The organism is Occultella aeris (assembly GCF_902703175.1).
GTDB classification, from domain to species: Bacteria; Actinomycetota; Actinomycetes; order Actinomycetales; family Beutenbergiaceae; genus Occultella; species Occultella aeris.
Map to the genome: position 1 here is coordinate 60,401 of NZ_CACRYJ010000028.1, position 25,636 is coordinate 86,036.

Here is a 25,636-nt window from a genome sequence, read left to right on the forward strand (position 1 = left end):
AGGCGTGCCGCGCGGTTCGGCCCGGTTCAGACGACCTGGGCAGCCACCAGCGCGCGGACCTGCGCGGTGTCCATCGGACCGAGGGCACCGCTGAGCGAGGCGGCCAGGTCCTCGTACGGGTCGGTGACCGTCAGCTCACGAGCCGCGATGGCCAGCCGGTCGACCGTCCACGGTTCGGCGCCGGAGCTGATGGTCTCCCCCGCGGACCACCCGCGGTTTATCGTCACCGCGGTCGCGCGCACGCTCAGCACCTGGCCGGTTAGCGGACAGTCCGCAGCCGCGAGGTACGCGGCGACGGGCGCGATCACCGCGGGGTGGTTCGGGTCGAACGCACCCGGGGTCGCCGGCGCGGTGGGCATGCCGGGGACGGCGGCTGTCAGCCGGGTGCGGATCATCGAGGGCGACAGGCAGTTCACCCGCACGCCGAGGACGCCCAGTTCGAGTGCGTGCACGGTGGTCATCGCGGCCACCCCCGCATTGGCTGCGGCGTAGTTGGTCTGCGTGGGCAGCGGGTTGAGCAGACCTGACCCGGAAGCGGTGTTGATGATGCTCCGGTCCGCCCGGGCTCCCGCCGCATGCTGCTCGCGAAAGTACGTCGCCGCCCAGTGGCTGATCGCGAACGTGCCCTTCAGCTTCACCGCCACGACATCATCGAACGCAGCCTCGCTGAGTCGGCCGAGCGCGCCGCCCCGCTCGATCCCGGCATTATTGATGACCACATGCAGGTCGCCGAAGGCCCTGACGGCGGTCGCCACCACCCGGGCGGCGCCGGACCAGTCGGCGACGCTGTCGGTGTTCGCCACCGCCCGGCCGCCGGCGGCAACGATCTCGTCGGCGACCTGCCTGGCCACGGAACTGTCGCCACCGCCGCCGTCCGGAGCCACCCCGGGATCGTTGACCACCACGGCAGCACCCTGGCCGGCGAGGTAGCGCGCCTCCTCCCGGCCGATCCCTCGGCCCGCGCCGGTGACCACCGCCACGCGCCCGTCCAGACTTCCCATGTCTGCTCCCTCTCGTTGGCTCCCACCGCACCGTTCTGCGATGCTCGGACCACCGTCACGGGTGGGCCGCGCGAACTCAAGGGCAGTACCCGCGCAGTGTCGGGTACCACGACGGAAGGGGCCGGAGTGTCGGGTAACGACGGGGATCTGCGGGTCCGCCGCACCCGGCGGATGCTGCGCGCCGCCCTGGCGGACCTCGTCGCGGAACGCGGCTATGAGGCCGTCTCCATCACCGCCCTCACCGAGCGGGCCCTGGTCAACCGGACCACGTTCTACGCCCACTACCGCAGCAAGTACGACCTGCTCGTCGAGGTCGTCGGCGAGACGTTCCGGCCGGTCCGCGAGTTCCCACTGCTGCAGGATGCGGCCGACCCGTGGCGACCTGGGAAAGCGCCGCCCGCGTGGCTGATCGCCTTCCTCACCGACCTCGATCGGGAGGCTCCCTTCTACCGCGGAGTGCTCGGCGAGGGCGGCTCCGAGCGGCTGCGCACCGACCTACGCATCTACTTCGCGGGCCTGCTCGAGCAGCGGATCGGTCGGGCCGCGGTCCCGCAGGACGGAGCGCGGGTGCCCCCCCGGGTCGTGGCGATGATCCTGGCCGCGGCGGCGCTCGGGTCCCTGACCTGGTGGCTCGAGCAGGATCCGCGCGACCCTCCGGAGCTGGTGGCCACCTGGTACTTGGAGACCGTCGCCCCCGGCGCCCTGCGTGTCATCGGAAGCGACCCCTGAGTCGGGGCGCTTCCGCGGCAGCGCACGACTCACCAGGGCGAGCCGATGCGCGCGACGAACACCACGCAGGAGAGCAACGCGAACACCAACAGCGAGGCACCCATGACTGGGCCGACCAGGCGGCTGGTGGGTTCGTCGGTCCGGCGCAGGCGGGGCAGCAATCCGAACAGCGCGGCGGCCTGCATGAGCCCCAGCAACGCCAAGGACCAGTCGCCGAGGAAGAACGCGAGCGGGATGAAGTGCAGCGCCACCACGAGCGCGACCCACCATGCCATCCAGCGGCTCTGCGACCGGCGTGCCAGGACCAGGCATCCGGCGCCGGCGAGCAGCACCTCGAGACCGACCACCGCACCGAACCACTCGTACCGACCCTCCAGCGCGGAGCCGTCGTCCCAGTGCAGCGCAACGGAGTAGCCGAAGCCGCCGGCCAGGATCGCACCCAGGCCCGACGCGACGCCGAGGCACCACCGCCATCGGGGTGGCGGGTCCTCCTGGGCCCACCCGCACCACACGAAGGCCATGAGCCCGAACCAGGCGATCGTGAAGGCATGGTCACGCGTGAAGTCGGTGAGCATTCCGCCACGTTAGCGCCACGACCACCCAGGGCGACGGGCCTTGGTCGACCCGGGCCACGCCGTCGTCCACTCCGTCTTTCCGAGACATCGCCTCGGCCTGTGGCGGATCCCGGCCGCTACACCAACCCGGCCCTGAGAGAACCGGCGAGCGGGCAGGCCCAGACGTCGATGTTCCCGCGGCCGACACGGTTGATGTACCGCCCGACCTCCACGTAGGACCGGGCAAGCGAGGTCTCGTGGTACTTGATGTCGAGCTTCTCGCAGTGCTCGCGGACCATGGGGGCGACCTTGCGGAGGTTGGGGCGCGACATCGAGGGGAACAGGTGGTGCTCGATCTGGTAGTTCAGCCCGCCCAGCAAGGTGTCGACGTGACGGCCACCACTGATGTTCCGGCTCATGAGCACCTGACGGCGGAGGAAGTCGATGCGGACCTCCTTGGGCACCATCGGCATCCCGATGTGGTTGGGGGCGAAGGACATGCCCAGGTAGAAACCGAACACCATCACCTCGACAGCGATGAACGCGAAGGCGATCGGCCACGACATCACGAGGAACGCGAACGTGACCAGCGTCGCCTGCCGGATCACGATGAACGCGATCTCGGTCCATCGGCGGTCAACGGGCTCGCGGCTCAGCAACCGCTGGAACCCGGCCAGGTGTAGCTGCAGTCCCGCCAGCGTCATGATCGGGAAGAACCACACACCCTGGTAACGAGAGAGCCAGCGCTGGAACGCCGTCGAGCGGTTGCGGGCATCCTCGGGCGTGTACGCGACGGTGCCACGACGGACGTCGGGGTCGCGGCCGGCCTGGTTCGGCGTCGCGTGGTGCTTGCTGTGCTTGATCTGCCACCAACCCAGGCCCATACCGACGAACAGGTTGATCACCACGAGTGAGGTCCACTCGTTCAGCTTCGGGGAGGTGAAGATCTGACGGTGCGCGGCGTCGTGACCGAGGAAAGCGATCTGCGTCATCAGCACCGCAACCAGGAACGCCATGCCCAGCTGCCACCAGCTGTCGCCGATCATGACCGAGGCCCAGGCCAGACCGCCCAGCACCAGCGGGTACGCAACCATCCGGGAGATGTACCACCCGTGCGAGCGGGCCATCAGCCCCTCGGCCTTGACCCGCTTGGTCAGATCCGTGAAGTCGCTGAGGTGCCGGGTGTTCCGCTCCTTGCGCACGCGCGGAACTGCGGCCGGGATTGCCTGATCCGCCGGCGCGTCCAAGACCATGGTGTCAGTCATATAGCCATGGTCGGGTCTCAAGGGCCCCGGTGTCGTCACCCGCACGGTTCGACCTTGAGTAGTACCCAAGAGTGACGCAGCGCCTCAGGACCCGACGACGATCAGCCCGCCCTCGTACGCCGCGACGACGATCTGGGTCCGATCCCGCAGCCCGAGCTTCATCAGCACCCGGCTGACGTGGGTCTTGACCGTCTGCTCTGCGAGCACCAACTCGGCCGCGATCTCGGCGTTCGACAGGCCCCTCGCGACCAGCTTCGCCACCGCCAGCTCCCGGTCGGTCAGCTCCCTGAACCGAGCGGCGTCGGCGTGCGCGCGTGCCGGCTGCGACACGAACTCCGCGATGACCGATCGCGTGATCGAAGGGCTGAGCAGCGCGTCCCCTCCGGCCACCACGCGCACCGCGTGGATGAGGTCGGCGGCGGGCGCGTCCTTGAGGAGGAATCCGCTCGCACCTGCCCGCAGTGCCTGGAACACGTAGGAGTCGAGGTCGAACGTGGTGAGGATGATGATGCGGGGCTCGACGTCCTCCAGCGCCGCGATCCGCCTGGTCGCCTCGATCCCGTCGACCTCGGGCATACGGATGTCCATGAGCACCACGTCCGGCCGAGTGCGGGTCACCAGTTCCACGGCCTCGGCCCCGTCGGAGCCGTCCCCCACCACCGTGATGCCCTCCTGGGCGTTGAGCAGCGCGCCGAACCCAGCCCGGACCATCGCCTGGTCGTCGACGATCGCAACCCGGATCTCGTCGTGGTCCACGTGTGTTCCGTTCTGATCGGGGGCTCAGGACGAGGATCTCACCTCTCGGGCCTCGGGACCGAACTCAGCTCTCGATCTCCGACGGTGGAGCCGGGGCTCCGTCGTCGGGCTCGCTCTGTCGGTCGATGGGCTCCTCCGCCAGCCAGCATGGCAGCACCGCGTGGATCACGAAGCCGCCCTCCGGCGTGGGCTCGGCGGTCAGCGAGCCCCGGACGAAGCTGGCGCGCTCGTGCATGCCGCGCAGGCCGAACCCATGGCCCTCGGTGGCACGGACCGATGCGGTCGGCGCCGAGTTCAGCACCTCGACGAACACATGCTCCGGGGTGATCGCGATGCTGACCTCGATATCGCTGCCGGGTGCGTGCCGCAGCGCATTGCTCAGCGCCTCCTGCACGATTCGGTAGACGCTCAGCGAGGTCGCCTCGGAGACGCGCGGGTCGTCGAGTTCACCCTCGACGTGCAGGCGCACCGACTCCGCGCCTCGGCGTGTGCTCTCGATGAGGGTCGGGACGAAGCTCATCGTCGGCTGCGGAGCGAGCAGGTTCTCGCCGTCCTCCTGCCGCAGCACGGCCAGCAGCCCTCGCATCTCGACCAGCGCGCTCCGCGCGGAGTCGGTGATGTCGTCGAGCTCCGCGACGACCTCAGCGGGGACGTCCTCGATCCGGTACTGCAACGTGGAGGCCTGGATGGAGATCACCGACAACCCGTGCGCCACCACGTCGTGGAGCTCCCGGGCGATCCGGTTCCGCTCCTCCATCAGCAGTCGACGCTCCTGTGCGGTGGCCGCGATCTCCTGCTGCTTGAGCAGCTCAGCACGGCTCTGCTGCCACTGGCCGATGAGGATCCCGAAGATGACCACGAGCGCGCAGACGGAGATGGCCGTGATCACATTGGTCGCGAACCGCCCCCATCCTCCGGTGTGCCACGGCAGCGCGGCGAACGTGGCCGCCACCACCGGGAGCACCGCCCCTGCCACCGGCAACAGCCACTTCTCCCGCACCGCGAGGATGAACACCATCAGCGCACAGGTCACGGTCGTGATGACCGGCATCGGCCACGGCCGATCCCCGTGCCCCATGGCCGTGAGCAGGGTCGTCGCCGCCACCGCCACCGTGGCAGCACCGACCGCGAACCACGGCCTCCCCAGCGCCCACACGAGGGTCGCCGCATGCAGCACGGCGACCACGATCGCGATCGCGACCACCGCTCCGTACATCGCCGGCATGGTCGAGGCGTTGACGATCAGTACGGCGATCATCGACAGCCACACGAGCGCGCGGATCCAACTCTGCGACAGCAGCCGCACTCCGATCCGGTGCAGCAGTCGGTCGATGCGCTCGAGCACGTTGGCCGGGAACGCTGCCCGTTCCGGCGTGCCCACCGCCGTCTGCCCGCGTGCCCTCATGCGCTTACGGTCTCGCACATCGGGCGGGCTCGTCACCTGGCGCGCCCACCGGCCGGTCGTCACAGCAGGTACGGCAAGCCACCTGGTGCGCCGAGAGCGGTGGTCCGGCCGAGTCCGGGCCGGTCGGGGGTGCTCGCACCGGGTAGGTTTCGGTGGACAACGGCGCCGCTGAGCGAGTACCGGCGGATGATCGACGCCGTCCCAGGCAAGCACACCGACAGCGAGGGGCTGCTCCCAATGGTCGACGACGTCGAGATGTTCCGCGCCGGTCACCACGACGGCCCGGTGCGGGTGCTGCTGCTCGCCGACACACACCTCCCCGCCCGGGCACGCGACCTGCCCGGCGTGGTGTGGGACCAGGTCGAGGCCGCGGACCTGGTCGTCCACGCCGGGGACTGGGTGACCCCGGCGCTCCTGGACGAGCTGGCGGAACGGTCGCGCGCGCTGCTGGCCTGCTGGGGCAACAACGACGGTCCCGAGTTGCGCGAGCGGCTGCCCGAAGTGGCGCGCGCCGTCGTCGCAGGTGTGCGGATCGGCGTGGTCCACGAGAGCGGGCCGCGCACCGGACGAGAGGCCCGGATGCGGGCGGCGTTCCCGGACCTCGACCTGCTGGTGTTCGGGCACAGCCACATCCCATGGGACACCGAGGCCGACGGGCTGCGCCTGCTCAACCCGGGCTCGCCGACCGACCGACGCCGCCAGCCGCACTGCACCTATCTCACGGCCACGCTTCGGGCGGGTCGGGTCGAGGGGGTCGTCCTGCACCGGCTGCCGCCTCGTCGGTGAAGGTCACGACCGCCAGGGCAGCCCAGCCGTCGAGGACGTCCCATGGTTTCGCCTCAGGCGCTTTCGACAGGCAGCCAGAGTTCACAGGTGGCATGGGTCTCGGTGAGCTCGAGGTAGCGCAGGATCGATGGTCCCGGACGCAGTCGCCATGGGTTGGAGGGGAACCACTCCGTCGCCGTCGCCGCCCACAGTCGCTGCAGCGCTTCCGGGAACGGACCGCTGGAGGAGAAGACGGCCCAGGTCCCTGCCTCGACCGCAATGACGTCGAGATCGCCCGGCGGCGCGGTGGCCGCTTCGAGTGCGACCCCGTGGAGGTAGGTGAGCAGCGAGCCTTCCGGCGCGTCCGGTTCGGTACCTGACGTGACCGCCAGGATGCCGGCGGGCTCGGTGTTCCCGAGCGCCTTGAGTCGTCCGTGCTCCTCGGGCGCGATGGCGGCGATGTGCTCCTGGATGTGCGGGTTGACGCCGTCGTAGATGAGCGGAACCTGCGCTGCGTGCCCGGCGAGGACGAACTCGGGTCGGGCTGTGATGGTGACGTCCATCGGTGTGCTCCCTTCGACGCTCAGGCGGAACCTGAGCGTGGGTTGTGTGCTGAGCGGACCACCGTGTCGGCGTGCATCCGCAGGGCTCGTGCCGTGCACTGCCCGGAACGCTCGCCCGAACGCCTCGACCGATCCGTACCCGTATCGCACCGCGACCGCAAGCAGGTCCGGATCACCGGCCGCGAGGTCGGCGCCGGCGAGGGTCATCCGACGGCGGCGTTGGTACTCCGACAGCGGCATCTGCGCCAGCGCCGAGAACATCCTGCGCAGGTGGTACTCGGTCGTGCCGTGCTCGCGGGCGAACACGGCGACGTCGATCACTTCGCCCAGACTCCTCTCGACGAGGTCGACCAGGGCGTTGAGTGTGCCGATCATGTGGTCCTCCTTTCGATGACCATCCTCCGCGGCCGCGGGTTGACCGCACCCGATCATCGTGGTCAGGTTCGATCGGCCAACAGCCGGGTACGCAAGCAGGTCGCCCGGCGGGCCGGCCAGCTCGCCGACGCCCGAGCGAGACCCGATCACACCGCCACGAACTAGCGCATGTCTCCACGCTCTGACGGCGCTGGAGGCAGCCGATGCTAGTGGAGCCGCTTCCTGAAGAAGGCGGCCGACTCCTCGTAACCGAGCGCGCCATAGAACTCGGCGGCCCGCCTGGTTGCGAGGGCGACGTACGCCGCGCCGGCCTCCTTGGCCCATGCCTCCGCACGCTCCATCAGTACACGGCCCACACCCACACCCCTGTCGGACTCGGCAACCATGACCTCCTCGACCCAGGCCACCGGGGCGTTTGCGAAGAACGTTTGATGGTGATTCGCCAGTAGGTACCCCACCGTTCGACCGTCGCCGACCGCGACAAGCGCAACCATGTTGTCATCGCTCAGAACAGCGGAGAACGCCGCGTCGAAGTGCTCACGATCGGGCTGGTAGGACACGGCGAACTGCTGGACCAGGACCCAGACGGCGTCCCGATCGCGCTCGACTGCGGGCCGAACCCCGAATTTCGTCAACTCCACGCCTCCGAGACTACGGTTCATCGGCCGTCTGACCGCGCCGACTGCCATAGCTCGACGGACGGATAATGGTCGGGTGGAACGATGGCGAACGGCTACCCGGTTTCCGGCGGTGCTTGACGCGCTCAGCCTGCCCGAGGCCGACCCTGCCACACGTCGGTTGGTCGACGCGCTCGGAGGCGAACCGGTCGCGGTCAACGAGCGGCCCGTCGGCGAACCCGCCATTCGGTCGCGACGGCTGCTGTTCGCCCCCGGCGTGGAGATGATCCTGCACGACGACTCGGTGGTAGCCGTGCTCCTGCACCTCGCCCCGGCGCTGCTCGGTCCGCCCGGGCTCGACCTGTCCGAGTGGATCGCCGGTGTCGGCAACGACGCCACCCTGAAGGACCTCAAGCAGGCCATGGGCGTTCCGCTCCACTTCGCGGGGATAGGAGTGCCGTACTTCGCGGTCGACGGCGGATACGCACGGTTCAATTTCAGGGGCAACCGCGGCTGGAACGATGCGGGAAACCTCGTCGGCGTCACCATCACCGTGGACAGGCCCGGTCTTGCCTGTCGCCCCGAGGACGACGACTGCCCGTCCTGCAGTGATCTCCTGGTTCGCAGGTCCGACTCGGACGGCGGAGTCGACGTGGACGGCACCACCCGATCGCTCGCCGCGGCACTCAGGGCCGGTCTCCTCACCCAGGATGCCCACTGGGTCAGGCTCATCGACCTGCGGCCACTTCACGCGTCCGGGCTCATGGCGCGGGTCGAGAGCCAGCTCGCGTGCACCACCTGCAAGCGGATCATCTGCTTCACCCTGTTCCGCGACTCGGCCCCGACCTTCGGGTACTACGTCATGAACGACGCGATGCGACGACCGCTCGGTGCGATCCCACCCGTCGAGCAGTGGGGCGACGCGACCAGGATCGCGCAGGAACGCGACGCCATGCACTACGTGGACCACGAGCCCGGGGCCTGGTTCCTTGTCGAGCAGCTGGGCGTTCTCTATCTCGATGCCAGGTACGTCATCACCTCGATGGCCGACGACTCCGCGCTGATCCGTCTGGACGGGTCCGAGCTCGAGGCCTACCGCGGCGGCGGCCACGCCTATCTCTCAGACCTCGCCACGCGAATCCACGACAATGGCCCGCACCGGGAGAACTCTCCGTTCTCGCAGAGGGACCTGTACCGCGGCCCGGACGCCAACAGGTACCGCGAGGCGGTGACCGGTGCGATCGCCAATCACACCTGGCTCGCGCGTCAACGCCGTCCGCCGTCGGCGTGAGATCGACGCGGAACCGCTCATACTCACACACGAGCTCCGCTGTCCGGCTGACCAATGAACAGGCGCCTCGCTTCGCTGCGCAGGCGGGGCGTGCGGATCTGCCTGCGGAGGCGGGCGAGGGTGTCCTCGCTGCCGATCGCGAAGTACAGCGTGCCCAGAAGATGGTCGCGGGCACGCATCGCCTGCCTGCTCTCGTTCGGGTCCAGCGCGCCGATCCGGGTGAGCAGGTCGTCAACGCCACGGTGGTCGGCCAGCGGCCGGGGCCGTGAATCCGCGACGGCGGCGGCCACGAGGCAGTGCAGCTCGTCGACCTCGGTGAGCACACCGGCGGCATCCCCGCTGAACAACGTCACGAGGTCGTCGTACCCGTGGGCAGAGGGCTCGAACGCGTGGAGGAGGAAACCGTCGCCGATCCGCTTGTCGCCGCATACGGCGACGGCGGCCCGCCAGCCCCCGCGGATAGCAACGCCCTGGACGAGTCTCGTCTTCAGACGCTGCACCTCGGCGCGGTCCTGGCGCGCGTCGTATCGGCGCCAGTTGCGGAAGAACGCGTCGGCATCGCCGTTCGCGGCGTGGTAGGAGGCGATCTCACGCCATCCCAGGTACTCCCACTCGGGCGACATGCGTGCCGCGACCTGCTCGGCCGCTGCCACGCCGCCGGTCATCAGGTTCACCTCGACGAGCCGGAGCAGCAGGTCCCGGACCACGAGCCCGCGGTCCATGGTCGGAAGGTCCGTCCGCTCGGCCGCCTCGACCAGCCGGTCGCCGTCGGCCGGAGTCAGGACGCGGTGCAACAGGAGGTCCAGCAGCACCCTCGGCAGCCCACTGCGCGCCATCACTCTGGATCCGCCTCCGGCCGACGAAGGGGCATACGCCCCTCGGTATGCCGATGAGGGCACATACGCCCCGGGCGAGAGTTCCGCGGCCCGGAGCAGTCGCTGCCGCAAGGCCTCATGGTCCGCAGGCAGCGCGGCATCCAGTTGCCCGATCAAGGGGGCCAGCCCGGCCGGCAACGGGTACGGCGGGGACCGGAACTGTTGGCGCTCAGCGTCCGACCAGCGAAAGGACAGGGCGCGGATCCCGATCTCGCGCACGTCGGGCCCGCCATCTCCGAGGGTCAGGCCCACTCACGCCTCAACAGGCCGTAGACCCAGGTGTCGGACACGTCACCGTTGACGATGCATTCCTCGCGCAGCGTCCCTTCACGCACGAAGCCAAGCTTCTCGAGCACCCTGGCCGATGCCACGTTGCGGGTATCGGTCTCGGACTGCACACGGTTGAGATCGAGCGTGTCGAAGGCCCATCGGAGCAGGACGCGCGCCACCTCGGTCGCATAGCCGTGGCCCCAGGCAGCCTCGTTGAGGCAGTAGCCCAGGGAGCCGCTTCGAAAATCAGGGTTCCAGCTGTTGAAGGTGCACCAACCGACGAAAACCCGGTCGGATCTGCGCTCGATCGCCACCCGCACGCCGCTGCCATCCTCCGCCATCGCCCGGCATCCGGCCATGAAGCGCGCGACCGAGGCCCGGTCCGTCCACGGCGGAGAATCCCAGTAGCGCAGCACGTGGGCATTGCTCTGCAGCTCGAAGAGGTCGTCGGCGTCGGTGTCGGCGAAGGGGCGCAAGCGCAGTCGCTCGGTCTCCAAGGTCGGGGTCGACAGGTTCATGAGATCACCGTGGCACAGCCGTGGAGGCTGTCTCCGGCGGGCGCGCCATCGACTCGCCTCAGACCGTCGTGTCGCGCAGGTCGAGGCGACCGCCGTCGGCGAGGTATCCCTCGACCGGCCGGAGCATGTAGCCGGCGGCGATCGAGTCGGTCCGGTAGAACAACTCGAACAGCTCTGCTGCTTCGCCCGCGGTGAACACCTCGTGCCGGGCGATCCTCTCCGTGCTGCGCGGCAGCACGATCTCAAGTTCGGGCCGATCCTGGTCGGTGTTCGGGCGACCAACGACCGAGCGCACGGAAACTGCCCCGAGGGCGGCTCCTCCCGGACGGCAGAACTCGAGCACCATGGCCTCCGCGGTCCCGGCGGCCTGCATGTACAACGATGTCGAATGATCATCCGGCGCCCCGGCAGGTGGGCAAGCAGCCAGAACCACTGCCCACGGGTTGGAGCCGTCCATGGACGAGAGGTGGTGGCCGAGCCTCCCGGGGTGATGCTCACGGGCCAGATCGGTTGAGGTGCTGCGCTGCGACTCGTGATGAACCTGCAGGTTGTGCGTGGGCGTCAAGCTTGCGGTGAACGCCGCGTAGGCCTCCGGACCCTTGGCGTACGCGGACAAGTACTTCAGCACATCGACCGTCGACGACATCGGACCGCGCTCGCCGCGAGCGGTCGCCTCGTCGGCGATGCGTGCGGCATCCGCCGCGCGGTCGGCTGCGATCAGGGCGGCGATCGTGCGCACCAGTTCCTGGCCCGACGGACGACTTCCGCCGTCCTGCTCCAGCACTGCGACGAAGTCGGCGACCGCGGGATGCGTGGTGATGAAGCCGCTACGGGCCCGGTCGAACTCGTCAAGCACCGGATCCCAGTCGGGGGCACCTCCCACGTCCACTTCCCGGGAGGCGCTGGCGATCCGTATCGGCCGGACCTGGAAGGCACCGGCGATGTGGTGGTTGATCCGTTTCTGCGGACCCATCACCACATCGGGTAGGAATGCGGCCCAGAGGATCTCGTCGACAGCGCGCGGCTTGATGTCCACGGCCCAGTTGATCTCCAGGCGTTCGGGGTCCCGGTTCGGGTGGACCACGTGCGCCTCGACGGCGGTGATGTAGACGTCGTCGAGACTGAACGCGGTCCCGCTTACGAACCGCATCCCGCGGGCACGGGTCGCAGGGCGGAGAGCGTCCAGCCACGCCTGGGCTGCCGGTGATCGCTTCGCCACTGTCTCACTGTCTCACGACTGCCGACACCGAACTCCGGACGGGCCGTGGCAGCCGCCCGCGGACTCTGATCATGTGCTCCTGATGTCGGCCGGATCGATGATGACCGAGACCTCGGATCCCGGGTTGAGCGCGATCCGCACACCCTCCGGCAGGGCCTCAGCCAGCTCCATGCCGCGGATCACACTGTGCTCGGTGTAGCCCGACGCCGTCGCCTTGCCTGCGTCGGTGAAGGCGTAGGCGAGACGACCGCCGTCAGCGGCAGGAGCGAGGAAGATCCCACCCTCGGGACGACTGAGGATGACGACGTCGGCCGAGGCGAACTCGCGGTCCATCTGCTCGCCCGGCACATGTCCGGCCAGCGCAAGCTGCAGGACGCGCTCCAGCTTGCTGACCGGCGCGGCCCACCCTCGCGCCAGCGGAGACGGGACGTATCGAGGATTCGGGGTGAACCCCTCGCTCAGTTCGCCGTTCTCGTCCGCACGCCATGCACCTACGATGCCCTGCGGCGGCACACTACCGCCCACATCGAACTCGGGATCGACCGCGTAGACCCACGAGCCAGGGTTCGCCCGTGCCTCGGCTCGGAGCGCGTCCGTGATGGGTGGCGTGGTCTGCGGCTCGGTCATGTGCGGTCACCATCCATGTCGAGGGTCGGTCACTTCCCGCCACCGTAGTGCGGGTCGGTCACGACCGGGTCAGTCGAACTTCGGCCGCAGTTGTTCGCGCATCTGCCTGTAGTTCGCCGGCTTCACTGCCCAACGTTCCTCATCCGTGTCCTCGAACGTCACCTTGTACTCGCCTGTCGCCCGGTCGAACTGCACGAGGATCTTCACGGGCAACGGGTCACCGGGCTCGTACCGGTCCCCCAAGTACGCCTGCACCTCCGGTTCGATGCTCGCCCAGTCGCAGGCCACGGCTGTGATGGCGCTACCGGGCGAGTAGGCGTACCCGTGCACACTGCGATACCCGTCGCCGAACTCCAGGATCATCGCCAGCGATTCCCAGTCCTCCACGGGCCCGCGCATCTCTCGGGCCAACGACGGTCCATTCATGGCCTCGGTCAGTGACCGGATGAGATCGACAGCGGCGTTGTTCGACATGGTTCCCCTCGAGTTCGGCTCGGGCGCGCTGATCGTGGCCCGGCAGACGCTGAACGTGCAACGCTACGGGTCGATCGCGAACACGTCGGCTCGATCCGCCGCATCACGTCGCCGCGGTCGGAAAGCGTCGCGCGCGTCGGCGAGCGGCGACAATGGAGCCATGGATCTTGAACTCTCCGCGTGGGCACGCGATTGGTCCGATCGCCTCGGATCGGCGCTTGAGCAGGCCATTGCGGCGGTTGCGGGACAGCTGCCGGCGGGCGACGTGGTCGGCGTCGGCATCGCGACCGATGCCGACGCCACGTCGATCGTGGCCTTCGCCCACTCGCGGCGACATCTCGACGACCTGATCGCCGAGGACCCAGAGTTCGCCATCGACGCGAAATGGCACCTCGGCGAGTGGGACCTGGACATCCTCGGAGCAGAGGGAGTCGACGACCCGCTGGAGCCGATCCGCGCCGAGGCAGAGCGGGCGAAGCGACGCTGCTCCGTCTCGAGCGTCGACCCCGGCACAGCACCCGGCCTTCGCGAGTTCCGCAGGACGGTGTGGGACTCGATCGCACAGGCGTTGACGGCCTCTGTTGCAGCCGGTTTCTTCGAACAGTGGCCGAACGCGGTGCGGGTGTTCCTGCCGCTCGACGCTGACGTCTCGGAAGTCGACATCGCGCGCTGGAACGCCGCGTTGAACGATCAGGCCGGTACTGCGGAGTTCCGCGGGTTCCTGCAGATCGACACCGTCTGACGCGGAGATAGGGCCAGTCGGGTCTCGACCCACGGACCGACCCGGCACCACACGGTGCCCGCCCACGCATCGGGCGACGTCTCGACGCGACGTTTCGAGAAGCGCGGCTACACGTTGAACCGGAACTCCACCACGTCGCCGTCGGCCATCACGTAGTCCTTGCCCTCGATCCGCACCCGGCCGCGCGCCTTGGCCTCGGCCATCGACCCCGCGTCCACCAGGTCCGCGAACGAGACCACCTCGGCCTTGATGAAACCGCGCTGGAAGTCGGTGTGGATCACGCCGGCGGCCTGCGGGGCCGTCCAGCCCTTGTGGATCGTCCAGGCCCGGGACTCCTTCGGGCCGGCGGTGAGGTAGGTCTGCAGCCCGAGGGTGTCGAACCCGACCCGGGCGAGCTGGTCCAGGCCGGCCTCGTCCTGGCCGTTCTCGGCGAGCATCTCGGCGGCCTCGTCCGGCTCCAGCTCGACCAGCTCGGCCTCGAACTTGGCGTCCAGGAAGATGGCGTCGGCGGGTGCGACGAGCGCGCGCAGCTCGGCCTGCATTGCCTCGTCGGCGAGGCCGTCGTCGTCGGTGTTGAACACGTAGATGAACGGCTTCGCGGTCATCAGGCCGAGGTCGGCGACGATCTCCGGGTCGAGGCCCGCAGCGGTGCCGCCGGCGGAGATCGTGGTGCCCGCCTCGAGCAGCGTGAGTGCACCCTTCGCGGTCTCGAGCACCTTGGCGTCGGTCTTCCTGCCCTTGACCTCCTTCTCGAGGCGGGGGATCGCCTTCTCGAGGGTCTGCAGGTCGGCCAGGATCAATTCGGTGTTCACGGTCTCGATGTCATCCTTCGGAGACACCTTGCCGTCCACGTGCACCACGTCCGGGTCCGCGAACGCCCGGGTGACCTGGCAGATCGCGTCCGCCTCGCGGATGTTCGCGAGGAACTTGTTGCCCAGTCCCTCTCCCTCGCTGGCCCCCTTGACGATGCCGGCGATGTCCACGAAGGACACGGTCGCCGGCAGGATCCGCTCGCTGCCGAAGATCCCGGCGAGGACCTTGAGCCGCTCGTCCGGGAGCGGGACCACCCCGATGTTCGGCTCGATCGTCGCGAACGGGTAGTTCGCCGCGAGCACGGTCGCGCGGGTCAGCGCGTTGAACAGGGTGGACTTGCCGACATTGGGCAGGCCGGCGATGCCAATAGTGAGAGCCACGGAATAGCAGTGTACGGGCCGCTCACGCGTAGGACATGACCTGCTGCAGCAGCTCGGGGGCACGGCGGTCGAAGATCCGGGCACCCGACCGGATGCCGAGCAGCAGCACGACGATGCCCTCGACCACGCCGACCAGCAACGTGAGCCAGCCCAGCGGCGCGCTCGAGGTGATCAGCGCCGCGATCGCGAGCCCGATGAACGGTAGGGACACCACCACGGTCGCCAGCGACCCGACCAACTGCGACACGATCGTGGCCATCGCCGCACCCTGGGGCTGCTTGAACGGACTGTCGCCCGGCTTCGGCACCGGGTACAGCAGCCGGGCGGACGTCACGCTGGACACCCCGAGCGAGACCCCGAGCGCACCGAGGCTCACCCCAAGCACCACCGGGGCCAGGTCCCACCGGCCGGCGAAGCCGAGTGAGACCGCCGCGAAGATCGCCACGACCGCCACCGCGGGAGGCCCGACGGCGAGTGCCCGGCCCGTGCGGTCGTCTCGCCCTGATACCCCGGTCGAGACGTGCAGCGCGAACGCGCTGCTGTCATAGGCGATGTCGGCGGAGATCGAGTAGCCGAGGATCCAGGCGGTCAGTGGGGCCAGGATCAGCACGATCTCCGACGCCGTGCCACCGCCTGCGACGAGCAGGATCACGGGCAGGAGCGGGAGTACCGCGATCGACGCCGCGTAGCGGGGGTCGCGGAACCAGTAGGTCAGCGCCCGGGCGGCGACGGCGCCGGCGGGCGTTGCGGGCATCCGGTCGAACCAGCCGAGGCCCTTCGACCGGCCCTTCCCCGCACCCGTCGTCGGTGGGGTGACCAGGGACCTGGCCAGCGAGACGTCCCAGAGCCACCACAGCAGGCCCAGGGTCAGGCCGGCGATCAGCAACCGGACCAGCACCAGCGGCCACACGCCGTCGTGCACCGCTCCGGCGAGCCCCCAGGGCGCGCCGAGCGGCGTCCACGCGACGACCGACGCGACCTGATCGAGCAGCGCCGGGATCGCGTCGAGGTCCGCACCGGACTCCTCAAGGCGAGCGGCGCCCCATGCGATCGCGGGCCCCACCAGCACGATCGGAACGAAGGCCGCGATCGTCAGCACCTCCCGGTAGCGGCGGGACTCCAGCAACGGGCCCAACGCCGTCGTGATCGCGCGGGAACCGACCACGCAGAGCGCGACCGCGAGCACACCACCGACCAGTGCGGCGAGCAGGGTGAGCGGTTCGCCCGCCCAGGCCAGCGCCATGCCGAGGACCAGGACCACCATCGAGAAGCCCGGCACCGACGTCAGGCCGGCCGCGGCGAGCCCTGCGACCAGCGTGCGCCGGGGCACCCCGTAGGTCACGAACCGCTGCGGGTCGAGGGTGGCGTCCACACCGAACGCGAAGAGCGGGATCACCCACCAGCCGAGCACGATCACAGCTCCGACGATCGTGACGACGTCCGCGGTGATGTGCGGGGCGGCGGAGACCCCGGTGACGGTGCCGAAGATCGCCGCGCCCACGATCCAGACCGCGTACAGGACCGCGAGGATGAACCCGATGAGCTGCCAGACGCTGCGCTTGAAGCTGTTCGCCATCAGCGTCAGCCGGAGCCTTACGAAGAGCGCAACCATGACAGCCCTTCCGCCGACTGCCGCCCGCCGACCAGGCCCACGAACCGGTCCTCGAGGCTCTGCCCGGCCCGGACCTCGTCGACGGTGCCGGCGGCGAGGATGCGCCCGGCCGCGATGATGGCGACGTGGTCGCACATGCGCTGCACCAGGTCCATCACGTGGGAGGAGACCACGACCGTGCCGCCGCTACGCACGTACTCGCCGAGGATGTCCCGGATGTTCGCCGCGGAGACCGGGTCGACGGCCTCGAACGGTTCGTCGAGGACGAGGATCCGCGGCGCGTGGATGAGCGCGGACGCCAGCGCGACCTTCTTCGTCATGCCGGCCGAGTAGTCGACGACGAACGTCTTCGCGTCCGCCGCGAGGTCGAGGGCGCGCAGCAGGTCCGCGGTGCGTTCGGCGACCACGGCCCGGTCCATCCCCCGGAGCAGGCCCGCGTAGGTGATCAGCTGCTCGCCGGTGAGCCGGTCGAACAGGCGCACCCCGTCGGGCAGGACGCCGAGTGCCTTCTTGCCCGCGACCGGGTCGGACCAGAAGTCGGCGCCGTGCACGCTGACGGTGCCGAAGTCGGGGCGCAGCAGGCCGGTGGCCATCGAGAGCATGGTCGTCTTACCGGCGCCGTTCGGGCCGACGATCCCGTAGAACGAGCCACTCGGGACGTCGAGGTCGACGCCGGCGACGGCGACCTTGTCACCGAATCGCTTCCAGAGGCCGCGGATCGAGAACGCGGCGCTCGGATCGGGTGGCAGCTGGGGCGCGGCGGGCTGCTGAACCGTTCCCGGGTGCGGATAGGCCGCGGCCGGCGGGCCTGCCGCACCCGGCTGCGGCGGTGCGAAGGGGTCCCTCGGCGGCGTTCCGGGTTGCGGCGGGGCGAACGGGTTCGGCCGGACCGGACCCTCGGACGGCGGCAGGTGGGCTGACATGCGGTCCACGGTATGGGGTCGGGGCGGCGCACCGCGCCTTCGCCTGCGAGCGCGTCAGTTCCGCTCATTGTCGGTGACCGATGCGAGAGTGGTCTGCATGGACGTCATCGGGGTTCTTCTGGCCATCGCGGCACTGCTCGTGGGCGCGGTATCGGGATGGCTCGCGGGACGGGCCGGCGGCGCGGGTCTGCGCGAACGGCTCGCCTCGGAGCGCCGGTCCGCGCAGGCCCAGGTGGCGACCCTGGAACGTACCCACGCCGAGCGGGTCGAAGCGCTGGAGCGCGCCGGTGCCGAACAGGTCGCCACTCTCGAGCGAGCCCACGCCGCCCGCCTCGAGGACGAGCGGACCGGATTCGCGGAACGGCTCGCGGCACAGCAGGAACACTTCACGCAGCGGCTGGAACAGGAGTCCGGGGCCGCCCGGGAGCGTCTGGATGCCGAACGGGCCGACGCCCAGGCCCGCCTCGAGGCGGAGCGTGCGGCCGCCCGGGAGCGGCTCGAGGCGGAACAGGCCATCACGAAGGAGCGGCTCGACGAGATGCGCGCGGACTCCAAGCGTCTCTCGGACGATTTCGAGGCGCTGTCCCGCAAGGCCCTGGATGCGAACACGCAGGCGTTCCTGGCACAGGCCGAGGAGCGGTTCAAGCGCGCCCAGCAGGCCGGCGACGCCGAACTGGCCAAGCGCGAGGAGGCGGTCAAGGCTCTGGTCGAACCGCTGAGCCGGACCCTCGGCGAGGTCAAGGCCGAGATGACCAGCGCGGAGAAGGCCCGGCTCGAGGCGCACACCGTGCTGTCGGAGCAGGTCAACCACATGCGTACGTCCTCGGAGTCGCTGCGCAGCGAGACCAGCCAGCTCGTGACGGCGCTCCGGGCACCGCAGGTGCGGGGCCGTTGGGGCGAGCTCCAGCTGCGCCGGGTGGTCGAGGCAGCCGGGATGGTCGAGCATGTCGACTTCGAGGAGCAGGAGACCGTCGCCACCGATGACGGCGCGCTCCGCCCGGACCTGGTCGTGAAGCTGCCCGGGGGCAAGCAGGTGATCGTGGACGCGAAGGTGGCCTTCAGCGGCTACCTCGAGGCGATGGAGGCCAAGGACGACGCGGTTCGCGCCAAGCGCCTGCGTGCGCACGCCCGGCATGTGCGCACGCACATCGAGAGTCTCGGCGCGAAGGCGTACTGGGAACACTTCGAGCACACGCCGGAGTTCGTGGTCATGTTCCTGCCCGCCGAGACCTTCCTCAACGCGGCGCTCGAGCAGGACCCCACGATCCTGGAGTACGCGTTCGAGCGGAACGTGGTGCTGGCCACTCCGGCCACCCTCGTCGCACTCCTGCGCACCGTGGCCTATACGTGGCGCCAGGAGCTGCTCGCCGCCGAGGCGCAGCAGGTGTTCACCGTCGGGCGGGAACTGCACAAGCGGCTCGGCACCATGGGCAAGCACCTGGAGACTGTGTCCAAGCGACTGAACTCGACCGTGGACGCGTTCAACAAGCTCAACGCCTCGGTGGACTCCCAGGTCGTCACCCAGGCGCGGCGGTTCAGCGCCCTGCAGGGCCTCGATCCGGCCCTGGACGTGCCGCCGCCGCTGGAGATCCTCGCGGTACCGGTGCAGAAGGCCGATGCGTACGACACCCCCGAGCTCACCAGTGGGCCGAGGCGGCGTGGTGGGTCCGCCGACGCACGTGCACGGGCCGAACGTGACCTCGTGCTCGCCTCCGACTCCGACGACCTGCTCGACCTGTTCGAATCCGGCTCCGAGGACGAATCGGACGAGTTCGGCGGCGGCCGGCGCGCCACGGGGGCGTAGCGCCGACGTCGATCCGGTGAGCCCACCGGCCGCCCGCCACTGCGCGGGCGGCCCTTCCCATGTGCTCGCTTCCACGGCCGACACGTGCACATATGAGCACGGTCCGTGGGGCCTTCCTGACCGCAACTAGCGTTCCCTGCGGTTTGCCTCTCCCGCCTCGATTCGAGGGCGATGGTGCTATGTGGAAGGAAGGCTCCGGATGACAGGACTTGCGACGTCCAAGGCACCCGCGACACCTCGGATGTCGGCCAACTACCGGAAACGGCACAGGCGGGGCGTCGCGCTGTTCGCGCTGTTCGCCTTCCCGAATCTGGCGCTCATCGGCGTCTTCGCCTACTGGCCGGTGCTTGAGAACCTCTACCTCAGCCTCACCCGTTGGGACTTCATCGGTCCGGCGCCGGTCTTCATCGGCCTGGAGAACTACGTCCAGTTGTTCACCTCCGACACGTTCGGCGACGTCCTGAGGATCACCCTGATCTGGGTGGTGGTCGTCGTGGGCGTCAGCCTTGTCCTCGGCATCGCCCTCGCGTCCCTGTTCTCGATGAAGCTTCCCGGCACGACCCTGGTCACCGGCATCGTGTTCGCTCCGCACGTCATCGCGGGTGCCGCGATCGCCGCCGTCTGGCTGTTCATCTTCGACCCGAACTACGGGCTGGCCAGGGTCTTCTTCAACGCCGTCGGCCTCAGCTCGCCCTCCTGGATCACGGACGCCGCGTGGGCGTTGCCCGCACTGCTCATCGTCTCGATCTGGAAGGGGGTCGGGTTCGTCTCGATCGTCTACCTGGCCGGGATGCAGGGCATGCCTTCGGATGTGCTCGAGGCAGCCCGGTTGGACGGCGCGAGCCGATGGCAGCTGTTCCGGCGCATCATCCTGCCGTTGCTGTCCCCGACGACGTTCTTCCTGGTGATCACGCAGACGATCGGCGCGTTCCAGGCCTTCGACGTCATCGCCGTGATGACCGGCGGAGGTCCGGCCTCCGCCACGACCACGTTGAGCTGGTTCATCTACGACCAGGCCTTCAACCGGTCGAACGTCGGCTACTCGGCGGCCGCCGGCACCGTGATGTTCGTGCTCCTGATGGCCATCACCATCCTGCAGTTCCGGTTCGTCGAGAGGAAGGTGCACTACTGATGTCGGCGCCGACCACCACAAGCAGCCGCCCGCGCAGCTCCGACGTCGCGGCGCCGCCCCCGGCTCGCACCAAGCGAAGGGGGCGCCCGGGGAGACTGAGCCGCAGTTGGTGGGGCTTCCTCCTGCTCGCCGCCGCAGCCCTGGCGTTCATCATCCCGCTGTACATGCTGGTGACGACGGCGTTCAAGACGAACGCTGAGATCTACGCCTGGCCGATGAGGTTCTTCCCGTCCGAGTTCACCTGGACGAACCTGCGCACCGCGTGGGAGGTCGCGCCGTTCGACGCGTTCATCAAGAACTCGGTGCTGGTGACGTTGATCGGCTCGGTCGCCAAGGTGATCCTGGCGGTGTTCACCGCCTACGCGTTCGCCTTCCTACCCTTTCCTGGGAAGAAGGGCCTGTTCCTGGTGATGCTCGGGGCCCTCATGGTGCCCGGCCACGTGACGCTGCTGGTGAACTACATCACGATCGGAAACCTTGGCCTGATCAACACGTACGCGGGACTGATCCTGCCCGGGGTCGCGTCGGCGTTCGGTACCTTCCTGCTCCGGCAGCACTTCATGTCCCTGCCCCCAGAGGTGTTCGAGGCCGCCGAGCTCGACGGCGCCGGACACTTTCGCACCCTCCGCTCGCTGGTGGTGCCGATGTCGGTGCCCGCCATCGCAACCGTCGCGCTCGTCGCCGTCATCGACGAGTGGAACAGCTTCGTCTGGCCGCTGATCATCACGAACTCCGTGAACATGCGCACGTTGCCGATCGGCCTGATGTACCTCAAGGCCAACGACGGCGTCACCGCCTGGGGCGTGCTCATGTCCGGGACGCTCATCGTCGTGCTGCCCATGCTGCTCGTCTTCCTCTTCGCGCAGCGCTACATCGTCACCGGGCTCACCGGGGCGGCGGCCGGTGGAGGCCGCTGACCCGGACCGCACGGCACGCCCCGCACGTCCATCCCCAAACCATTAGGAGACCCATGCACCCCCGACCACACCGCCGTGACCGCGCCCGATCAGGGCTCACCCGCCGCCAACTGCTCGGCGCCGGCCTCGTGGCAGCGTCCACACCCGCCCTCGCGGCGTGCTTCAACGGTGGCACCGGTGCCGCCGAGGACACCGTCTACGGCCAACCCAGCGGGGACGTCCCCGACGAGTTCAGGGACCGCCAGCGGGTCGTGCTGTGGAGCAACTGGACCTCGCACAACGCGGAGGTTCTGCAGCGCAACATCGACGCCTTCCACGAGGCCCAGACGGACATCTTCTGCGAGATCCAGATCTTCGAGGGCTACGACAACGTGGAGTCGAAGCTGGCCGCGAGCCTTCAGGCCAAGCAGGTCCCGGACATCTCGGTACTCAGCGACGTCGTCTGGAACAGGTTCTACCTCAACGAAGCCCTGGAACCACTGACCGGATACTTCGACGAGAACTTCGGCACCGACGCATTCCACGAGAAGTTCATCGCCGAGGGCACGGTGAAGGACGATGTCTGGTGGGTCCCGTTCGGCCGCTCGACGCCGCTGTTCTACTTCAACCGCGACATCTTCGCCGACGTGGGCCTGCCGGACCGTGCGCCGGAGACCTACGAGGAGTACCGCGACTGGGGCATCGAGCTCAAGGGCTACCGCAGGAACAGCACCGATGTGGCGATGCGTGCCTACAGCGGCACCGACGACTGGTACTTCCAGGGCTCGTCCTGGGCGTTCGGCGGTGGCTACTCCGACGGCCTGGACATGCTCTTCACGAGCGAGGAGACGATCGCCGCGCTGGAGTACGACCGGGCCTTCATCCACGACGATGGCCTGGGCTACCTGGCCGCCGACCCCACCGGGGACTTCATCTCAGGTGCCGCAGCCACACTGCTGCAGTCCACCGGTTCCCTGACCGGCATCGACGAAGCCGCCGAGTTCGAGTATGGCTGTGGCTTCCTGCCACAGCAGGCGACCACCGGCGTGCCCACCGGAGGCGGCGGGCTGTCGATCCTTCGGTACGCGTCGGACGAACGGAAGCAGGCTGCCTGGGAGGTGCTGAAGTTCCTCAGCACCGGCGCGGCGTCGGTCGACTGGACCCTCGGCACCGGCTACCTGCCGACCACCAAGGCGGCGCTGGAGTCCGACGAGGTACGCCAGAAGGCGGATGAGAACCCGAACTACCAGGTCGCCATCGACCAGCTGGAGATCGCGCAAGGACCCGACGTCGTCCGGCGGTATGTACCCGAGTGCGTGCCGGAGGCCAACAGCGTCATTCAGGCGGTCTACTCCGGCGGCAACGACCCGGAGTCCGCGCTGACGACCATGCAGAGCAATCTGGAGCCGGCGATCGACCGGATCCGTAGCCAGTACGAAGAACGAGTGGAAGGTTGAGATGACCCTGCTGATCGTCGGCCATCGCGGTGCGATGGCCCACAAGCCCGAGAACAGCCTCGAGTCCTACGCACTGGCCGAGGAGGTGGGTGTCGACGAGATCGAGCTGGACGTGCGGCTGAGCAAGGACCAGCAGCTCTTCCTGCTGCACGATGCGACCCTCGACCGCACCGCCGGCGACGACTCAGCACGCGGGCGTGGCCCCGCCGCCGAGCTGACCCTGGCCGAGCTGCAGGCCGTCGTGCTCGACTCCGGGCGCGGGGTGGTCAGCCTCGCGGAGATGTACGACGCCACCTCCACTGTCATCCAGCTCGAGGTCAAGGACCCGGCGACGGTGCCGTTCCTGGCCGAGTTCTTCGCCGCGCGACACGAGGACGCCGCACGCACGATCGTCACCGGGTTCGACCCTGACGCGCTCCGTCAGGCGGCCGAGCTGATGCCGCAGATCGGCCGGTGCATCATCGTCAAGACCCTTGCCGACGCCGAACGGTTCGACGGCGGGCTGGCCGGCCTGCTCGAGTACACCGGCTCGACCAGGTTCGCGTGCGGGTTCCCCGGTCTGACCAAGGAGACGGTCGAGGCGATCCAGGCCCGTGGCCTCGACGTACACGTGTGGATGCTCCGCACCCTCGAGGACATGCGCGCCGCCGTCGCCCTCGGTGCCGACGGCACCACGTCGGACGATCCGGCCCAGGCGCAACAGTGGTACCGCCAGGTGCTCGACGAACGGAAGGCCCGGGTCTGATCAGCGCAGCGTCACCAGCAGGCTGAACCCAGGATCCACCGCCCCGGTCCGGAGCACCTCGAAGGAGTCGATCACCAGGTGAGCATGAGGCGCCAGTTCCACCGCGGTACAGGTACCCGGGACCCCGAGGGCAAGGCATCCCGCGCCGCGGGCGGACCGCAGGCCCGCGACCGTGTCCTCCAGCGCGACCACGACACCCGCACAGCCGCGGGCCGCGAGGGCGGCCAGGCCCTTGCGGAACGGCTCGGGATCGGGCTTGCCGGCCGTCACGTCGTCACCGGTGACGAAGAACGCCGGGCGCGGCAGACGTGCCGCGCCGTAGCGCGCGCGGGCGACGTCACGCGGCGCGGAGGTGACCACACCCCAGTGATCCTCGGGCAGCGAGGAGACGAAGGTCCGAACCCCAGGCAGTGCCTCCAGTTCCTGGCCGGGCCGAGACTCGATCTCGACCAGGCGCGCCGCCGCCCGCTCCCTGTGGTCCGGGTGGATCCCCGCAGCGACGACGACGGCCTGGGCGGTCAAGCCGTGCAGCGTCGCCGGCAGCCGCGGCACCCCGAACTCGTCGGCCACCATCCGCCAGGAGGCCTCCACAGCCGGGACCGAGTCCACCAGCGTGCCGTCCATGTCGAACAGCGCACCAGCCACGGCGATCTCCCGACCCGCACGCAGGTCCGTAGCCAGCGCGTCGAGCTCATCCTCGGTCACGACCGGCCCGCTCATGCCACCACCACCCGCTCATGCCGGGAGGTGCGTCGCGAGGGTCGGTCGGCGGAGCAGTGCATGGCGTTGGATCTCCCTGGGTCGGGTCGAGGCGGATCGCCCGAGCCTAGATGGGTTGCTCAGCCGTGCCCTACGGTGCACTTATGAGCAGGGAACTGACGATCGACCAGCAGGTCCTGCACGTCTACGTCGCCATGCAGAACCTCGCGCATGGACGATCGGTGAACGACATCGCCGCCGACATCGGCAAGTCGCGGTTCGCGACCGCACGTATGGTCAAGCGCGCCCGCGCCCTCGGTCTGATCGAGGTGCGCCCCACGGTGTCCGCACCTGTGGACGTCGGGCTGTCGGCGCAACTGACCCAACGCTACGGTCTGCGCGCGGCGCTGGTGGTGGCCACGCACTCCTCCGACGTCGTCGAGGCCCGGGACGCGATCGCACGGATCGCGGCCCGCTTCATCGTCGACAACGTCGCGGAGGACGACATCCTCGGCTTCGCGCCGGGTCGGACCCTGGTGCTCGCGTCCCGCCTGATCGAGCACCTCCCATCTGCCGACGTCGTCCAGCTGACCGGGGTCGGTGCGCCGCGCCTGGAGGACGGGATCGAGGTCATCTCCAACATCGGCCGCCTCACCGGTGGTGCGACCCACCCGCTGTATGCGCCGGCGGTCCTGATGAAGGACCCGGAAGCCACGCTGTTGCTCAAACACCCGTCGATCCAGCGGACGATGCGCCGGTTCGACCACATGCAGAAGGCGTTCCTGACCGTCGGCGGCTGGCCGGAGGCCTCCTGGATGGCACGTCAGCTGCTCGACCTGGGTGAGCGCGAGGAGTACGAGGACAAGGGCGTCGTCGCCGAGATCGGGACGATGCTGCTGGATGCCGATGGCAACGCGGTGGGCGGCCTGGAGGAACGAATCGTCGGGATCTCCGAGGAGCAGCTCCGCAACGTGGAGATGCGCGTGGCGATCGGTGGCGGTCCCGGCAAGGAACATGCGGTGCTCGCGACCCTACGGGCCGGCGTGGTGAACCACGTGATCACCGATATCCGCTGCGCCAGAGCCGCTCTCGCCGCCTGAGGAGACCCGTCGTGGGCTGGTCGGAGCCT

Annotated in this window: 26 protein-coding genes; 10 read left to right on the top strand and 16 right to left on the bottom strand. The window is 69.2% G+C overall.

Translation table 11 applies throughout. The annotated features are described in order from the left end of the window. Positions 1-26 precede the first annotated feature (26 nt). Entirely contained in the window at positions 27-1,001 is a 975-nt protein-coding gene (locus HALOF300_RS10135; protein ID WP_156740840.1) for an SDR family NAD(P)-dependent oxidoreductase, read from the bottom strand. Positions 1,002-1,127: 126 nt separating this feature from the next. On the opposite strand from HALOF300_RS10135, the gene HALOF300_RS10140 reads away from it, so the two are divergent. Then, positions 1,128-1,730, top strand: coding sequence for a TetR/AcrR family transcriptional regulator (locus HALOF300_RS10140; RefSeq protein WP_156740841.1), 603 nt, complete (start codon positions 1,128-1,130; stop codon positions 1,728-1,730). A gap of 29 nt (positions 1,731-1,759) precedes the next feature. Here the strand turns inward: HALOF300_RS10140 and HALOF300_RS10145 are convergent, their stop codons facing one another. The 4 genes from HALOF300_RS10145 to HALOF300_RS10160 all read right to left on the bottom strand — a co-directional run bounded on the left by HALOF300_RS10145 (position 1,760) and on the right by HALOF300_RS10160 (position 5,710). Further along, positions 1,760-2,305: a hypothetical protein gene (locus tag HALOF300_RS10145; protein WP_156740842.1), complete on the bottom strand. Its 546-nt coding sequence runs from the start codon at positions 2,303-2,305 to the stop codon at positions 1,760-1,762. Positions 2,306-2,421: 116 nt separating this feature from the next. After that, entirely contained in the window at positions 2,422-3,549 is a 1,128-nt protein-coding gene (locus HALOF300_RS10150; RefSeq protein ID WP_231955212.1) for a fatty acid desaturase family protein, read from the bottom strand. Between the two features lie 84 nt (positions 3,550-3,633). Then, positions 3,634-4,305: a response regulator gene (locus HALOF300_RS10155; protein WP_269455277.1), complete on the bottom strand. Its 672-nt coding sequence runs from the start codon at positions 4,303-4,305 to the stop codon at positions 3,634-3,636. 64 nt (positions 4,306-4,369) lie between these two features. After that, positions 4,370-5,710 carry a sensor histidine kinase gene (locus HALOF300_RS10160; RefSeq protein WP_156740843.1) on the bottom strand — a complete coding sequence of 447 codons (1,341 nt, stop codon included), beginning with the start codon at positions 5,708-5,710 and terminating at the stop codon, positions 4,370-4,372. A 255-nt stretch (positions 5,711-5,965) separates the two neighbouring features. Between HALOF300_RS10160 and HALOF300_RS10165 the strand changes: the two genes are divergently transcribed. Further along, complete coding sequence (locus HALOF300_RS10165) at positions 5,966-6,496, top strand: metallophosphoesterase family protein (protein WP_197522460.1); 531 nt, start codon at positions 5,966-5,968, stop codon at positions 6,494-6,496. A 53-nt stretch (positions 6,497-6,549) separates the two neighbouring features. On the opposite strand, the gene HALOF300_RS10170 is transcribed toward HALOF300_RS10165, so the two are convergent. Both HALOF300_RS10170 and HALOF300_RS10175 read right to left on the bottom strand, forming a co-directional pair. Then, positions 6,550-7,413 (bottom strand): AraC family transcriptional regulator, encoded by an 864-nt coding sequence (locus HALOF300_RS10170; RefSeq protein ID WP_156740844.1) that lies wholly within the window; start codon positions 7,411-7,413, stop codon positions 6,550-6,552. Positions 7,414-7,619: 206 nt separating this feature from the next. Next, entirely contained in the window at positions 7,620-8,054 is a 435-nt protein-coding gene (locus HALOF300_RS10175; RefSeq protein ID WP_231955214.1) for a GNAT family N-acetyltransferase, read from the bottom strand. Between the two features lie 109 nt (positions 8,055-8,163). On the opposite strand from HALOF300_RS10175, the gene HALOF300_RS10180 reads away from it, so the two are divergent. Next, the gene (locus HALOF300_RS10180; RefSeq protein ID WP_156740845.1) at positions 8,164-9,321 is read left to right on the top strand and encodes a hypothetical protein; all 1,158 of its coding nucleotides are present in this window, start codon (positions 8,164-8,166) and stop codon (positions 9,319-9,321) included. 23 nt (positions 9,322-9,344) lie between these two features. Here the strand turns inward: HALOF300_RS10180 and HALOF300_RS10185 are convergent, their stop codons facing one another. The 5 genes from HALOF300_RS10185 to HALOF300_RS10205 form a co-directional block, all read right to left on the bottom strand. Continuing rightward, positions 9,345-10,157, bottom strand: coding sequence for a hypothetical protein (locus HALOF300_RS10185; protein ID WP_156740846.1), 813 nt, complete (start codon positions 10,155-10,157; stop codon positions 9,345-9,347). A gap of 281 nt (positions 10,158-10,438) precedes the next feature. Then, entirely contained in the window at positions 10,439-10,984 is a 546-nt protein-coding gene (locus tag HALOF300_RS10190; RefSeq protein ID WP_156740847.1) for a GNAT family N-acetyltransferase, read from the bottom strand. A gap of 58 nt (positions 10,985-11,042) precedes the next feature. Continuing rightward, the gene (locus HALOF300_RS10195; protein ID WP_156740848.1) at positions 11,043-12,203 is read right to left on the bottom strand and encodes a hypothetical protein; all 1,161 of its coding nucleotides are present in this window, start codon (positions 12,201-12,203) and stop codon (positions 11,043-11,045) included. Positions 12,204-12,272: 69 nt separating this feature from the next. Continuing rightward, on the bottom strand, positions 12,273-12,830 hold the full coding sequence (locus HALOF300_RS10200) for a type VII secretion system-associated protein (protein WP_156740849.1): 558 nt from the start codon (positions 12,828-12,830) through the stop codon (positions 12,273-12,275). A 69-nt stretch (positions 12,831-12,899) separates the two neighbouring features. Continuing rightward, positions 12,900-13,304: a hypothetical protein gene (locus tag HALOF300_RS10205; protein WP_197522451.1), complete on the bottom strand. Its 405-nt coding sequence runs from the start codon at positions 13,302-13,304 to the stop codon at positions 12,900-12,902. A 34-nt stretch (positions 13,305-13,338) separates the two neighbouring features. Between HALOF300_RS10205 and HALOF300_RS10210 the strand changes: the two genes are divergently transcribed. Continuing rightward, positions 13,339-14,046, top strand: a complete 708-nt coding sequence (locus tag HALOF300_RS10210) for a DUF4303 domain-containing protein (RefSeq protein WP_197522452.1) — start codon at positions 13,339-13,341, stop codon at positions 14,044-14,046. A gap of 107 nt (positions 14,047-14,153) precedes the next feature. Here the strand turns inward: HALOF300_RS10210 and ychF are convergent, their stop codons facing one another. Genes ychF through HALOF300_RS10225 form a run of 3 tightly spaced genes read right to left on the bottom strand, consistent with a single transcriptional unit; the run spans position 14,154 to position 17,774 of the window. Further along, the gene (gene ychF / locus HALOF300_RS10215; protein WP_156740852.1) at positions 14,154-15,239 is read right to left on the bottom strand and encodes a redox-regulated ATPase YchF; all 1,086 of its coding nucleotides are present in this window, start codon (positions 15,237-15,239) and stop codon (positions 14,154-14,156) included. Between the two features lie 22 nt (positions 15,240-15,261). Continuing rightward, positions 15,262-16,851 carry a hypothetical protein gene (locus tag HALOF300_RS10220; RefSeq protein ID WP_156740853.1) on the bottom strand — a complete coding sequence of 530 codons (1,590 nt, stop codon included), beginning with the start codon at positions 16,849-16,851 and terminating at the stop codon, positions 15,262-15,264. Next, entirely contained in the window at positions 16,833-17,774 is a 942-nt protein-coding gene (locus HALOF300_RS10225) for an ABC transporter ATP-binding protein (protein WP_231955216.1), read from the bottom strand. Before HALOF300_RS10225 ends, HALOF300_RS10220 begins: the two co-directional genes overlap by 19 nt. A gap of 97 nt (positions 17,775-17,871) precedes the next feature. Here HALOF300_RS10225 and rmuC point away from each other — a divergent pair, with 97 nt between their 5' ends. The 5 genes from rmuC to HALOF300_RS10250 all read left to right on the top strand — a co-directional run bounded on the left by rmuC (position 17,872) and on the right by HALOF300_RS10250 (position 23,808). Continuing rightward, positions 17,872-19,578 (top strand): DNA recombination protein RmuC, encoded by a 1,707-nt coding sequence (rmuC, locus tag HALOF300_RS10230; RefSeq protein ID WP_231955217.1) that lies wholly within the window; start codon positions 17,872-17,874, stop codon positions 19,576-19,578. Between the two features lie 199 nt (positions 19,579-19,777). Next, entirely contained in the window at positions 19,778-20,710 is a 933-nt protein-coding gene (locus HALOF300_RS10235) for a carbohydrate ABC transporter permease (protein ID WP_156740854.1), read from the top strand. Beyond that, positions 20,710-21,627: a carbohydrate ABC transporter permease gene (locus HALOF300_RS10240; RefSeq protein ID WP_156740855.1), complete on the top strand. Its 918-nt coding sequence runs from the start codon at positions 20,710-20,712 to the stop codon at positions 21,625-21,627. Before HALOF300_RS10235 ends, HALOF300_RS10240 begins: the two co-directional genes overlap by 1 nt. Positions 21,628-21,680: 53 nt before the next feature. Continuing rightward, a complete protein-coding gene (locus tag HALOF300_RS10245) occupies positions 21,681-23,063 on the top strand; it encodes an ABC transporter substrate-binding protein (RefSeq protein WP_156740856.1) in 1,383 nt (460 codons plus the stop codon). A 1-nt stretch (position 23,064) separates the two neighbouring features. Next, positions 23,065-23,808 carry a glycerophosphodiester phosphodiesterase gene (locus HALOF300_RS10250; RefSeq protein WP_156740857.1) on the top strand — a complete coding sequence of 248 codons (744 nt, stop codon included), beginning with the start codon at positions 23,065-23,067 and terminating at the stop codon, positions 23,806-23,808. Here HALOF300_RS10250 and HALOF300_RS10255 read toward each other — a convergent pair whose 3' ends face one another. Then, positions 23,809-24,528 (bottom strand): HAD-IA family hydrolase, encoded by a 720-nt coding sequence (locus HALOF300_RS10255; RefSeq protein WP_156740858.1) that lies wholly within the window; start codon positions 24,526-24,528, stop codon positions 23,809-23,811. A gap of 143 nt (positions 24,529-24,671) precedes the next feature. Between HALOF300_RS10255 and HALOF300_RS10260 the strand changes: the two genes are divergently transcribed. Next, on the top strand, positions 24,672-25,607 hold the full coding sequence (locus HALOF300_RS10260) for a sugar-binding transcriptional regulator (protein ID WP_197522453.1): 936 nt from the start codon (positions 24,672-24,674) through the stop codon (positions 25,605-25,607). Positions 25,608-25,636: the final 29 nt, after the last annotated feature.

Coding starts and splice junctions, on each gene's coding strand:
- HALOF300_RS10250 (WP_156740857.1), top strand. CDS start 23,065: ATGACCCTGCTGATCGTCGGCCATCGCGGTGCGATGGCCCACAAGCCC.
- rmuC (WP_231955217.1), top strand. CDS start 17,872: ATGGACGTCATCGGGGTTCTTCTGGCCATCGCGGCACTGCTCGTGGGC.
- HALOF300_RS10170 (WP_156740844.1), bottom strand. CDS start 7,413: ATGATCGGCACACTCAACGCCCTGGTCGACCTCGTCGAGAGGAGTCTG.
- HALOF300_RS10160 (WP_156740843.1), bottom strand. CDS start 5,710: ATGAGGGCACGCGGGCAGACGGCGGTGGGCACGCCGGAACGGGCAGCG.
- HALOF300_RS10205 (WP_197522451.1), bottom strand. CDS start 13,304: ATGTCGAACAACGCCGCTGTCGATCTCATCCGGTCACTGACCGAGGCC.
- HALOF300_RS10245 (WP_156740856.1), top strand. CDS start 21,681: ATGCACCCCCGACCACACCGCCGTGACCGCGCCCGATCAGGGCTCACC.
- HALOF300_RS10135 (WP_156740840.1), bottom strand. CDS start 1,001: ATGGGAAGTCTGGACGGGCGCGTGGCGGTGGTCACCGGCGCGGGCCGA.
- HALOF300_RS10200 (WP_156740849.1), bottom strand. CDS start 12,830: ATGACCGAGCCGCAGACCACGCCACCCATCACGGACGCGCTCCGAGCC.
- HALOF300_RS10190 (WP_156740847.1), bottom strand. CDS start 10,984: ATGAACCTGTCGACCCCGACCTTGGAGACCGAGCGACTGCGCTTGCGC.
- HALOF300_RS10185 (WP_156740846.1), bottom strand. CDS start 10,157: ATGGCGCGCAGTGGGCTGCCGAGGGTGCTGCTGGACCTCCTGTTGCAC.
- HALOF300_RS10225 (WP_231955216.1), bottom strand. CDS start 17,774: ATGTCAGCCCACCTGCCGCCGTCCGAGGGTCCGGTCCGGCCGAACCCG.
- HALOF300_RS10240 (WP_156740855.1), top strand. CDS start 20,710: ATGTCGGCGCCGACCACCACAAGCAGCCGCCCGCGCAGCTCCGACGTC.
- HALOF300_RS10220 (WP_156740853.1), bottom strand. CDS start 16,851: ATGGTTGCGCTCTTCGTAAGGCTCCGGCTGACGCTGATGGCGAACAGC.
- HALOF300_RS10255 (WP_156740858.1), bottom strand. CDS start 24,528: ATGAGCGGGCCGGTCGTGACCGAGGATGAGCTCGACGCGCTGGCTACG.
- HALOF300_RS10260 (WP_197522453.1), top strand. CDS start 24,672: ATGAGCAGGGAACTGACGATCGACCAGCAGGTCCTGCACGTCTACGTC.
- HALOF300_RS10165 (WP_197522460.1), top strand. CDS start 5,966: ATGTTCCGCGCCGGTCACCACGACGGCCCGGTGCGGGTGCTGCTGCTC.
- HALOF300_RS10235 (WP_156740854.1), top strand. CDS start 19,778: ATGACAGGACTTGCGACGTCCAAGGCACCCGCGACACCTCGGATGTCG.
- HALOF300_RS10145 (WP_156740842.1), bottom strand. CDS start 2,305: ATGCTCACCGACTTCACGCGTGACCATGCCTTCACGATCGCCTGGTTC.
- HALOF300_RS10150 (WP_231955212.1), bottom strand. CDS start 3,549: ATGACTGACACCATGGTCTTGGACGCGCCGGCGGATCAGGCAATCCCG.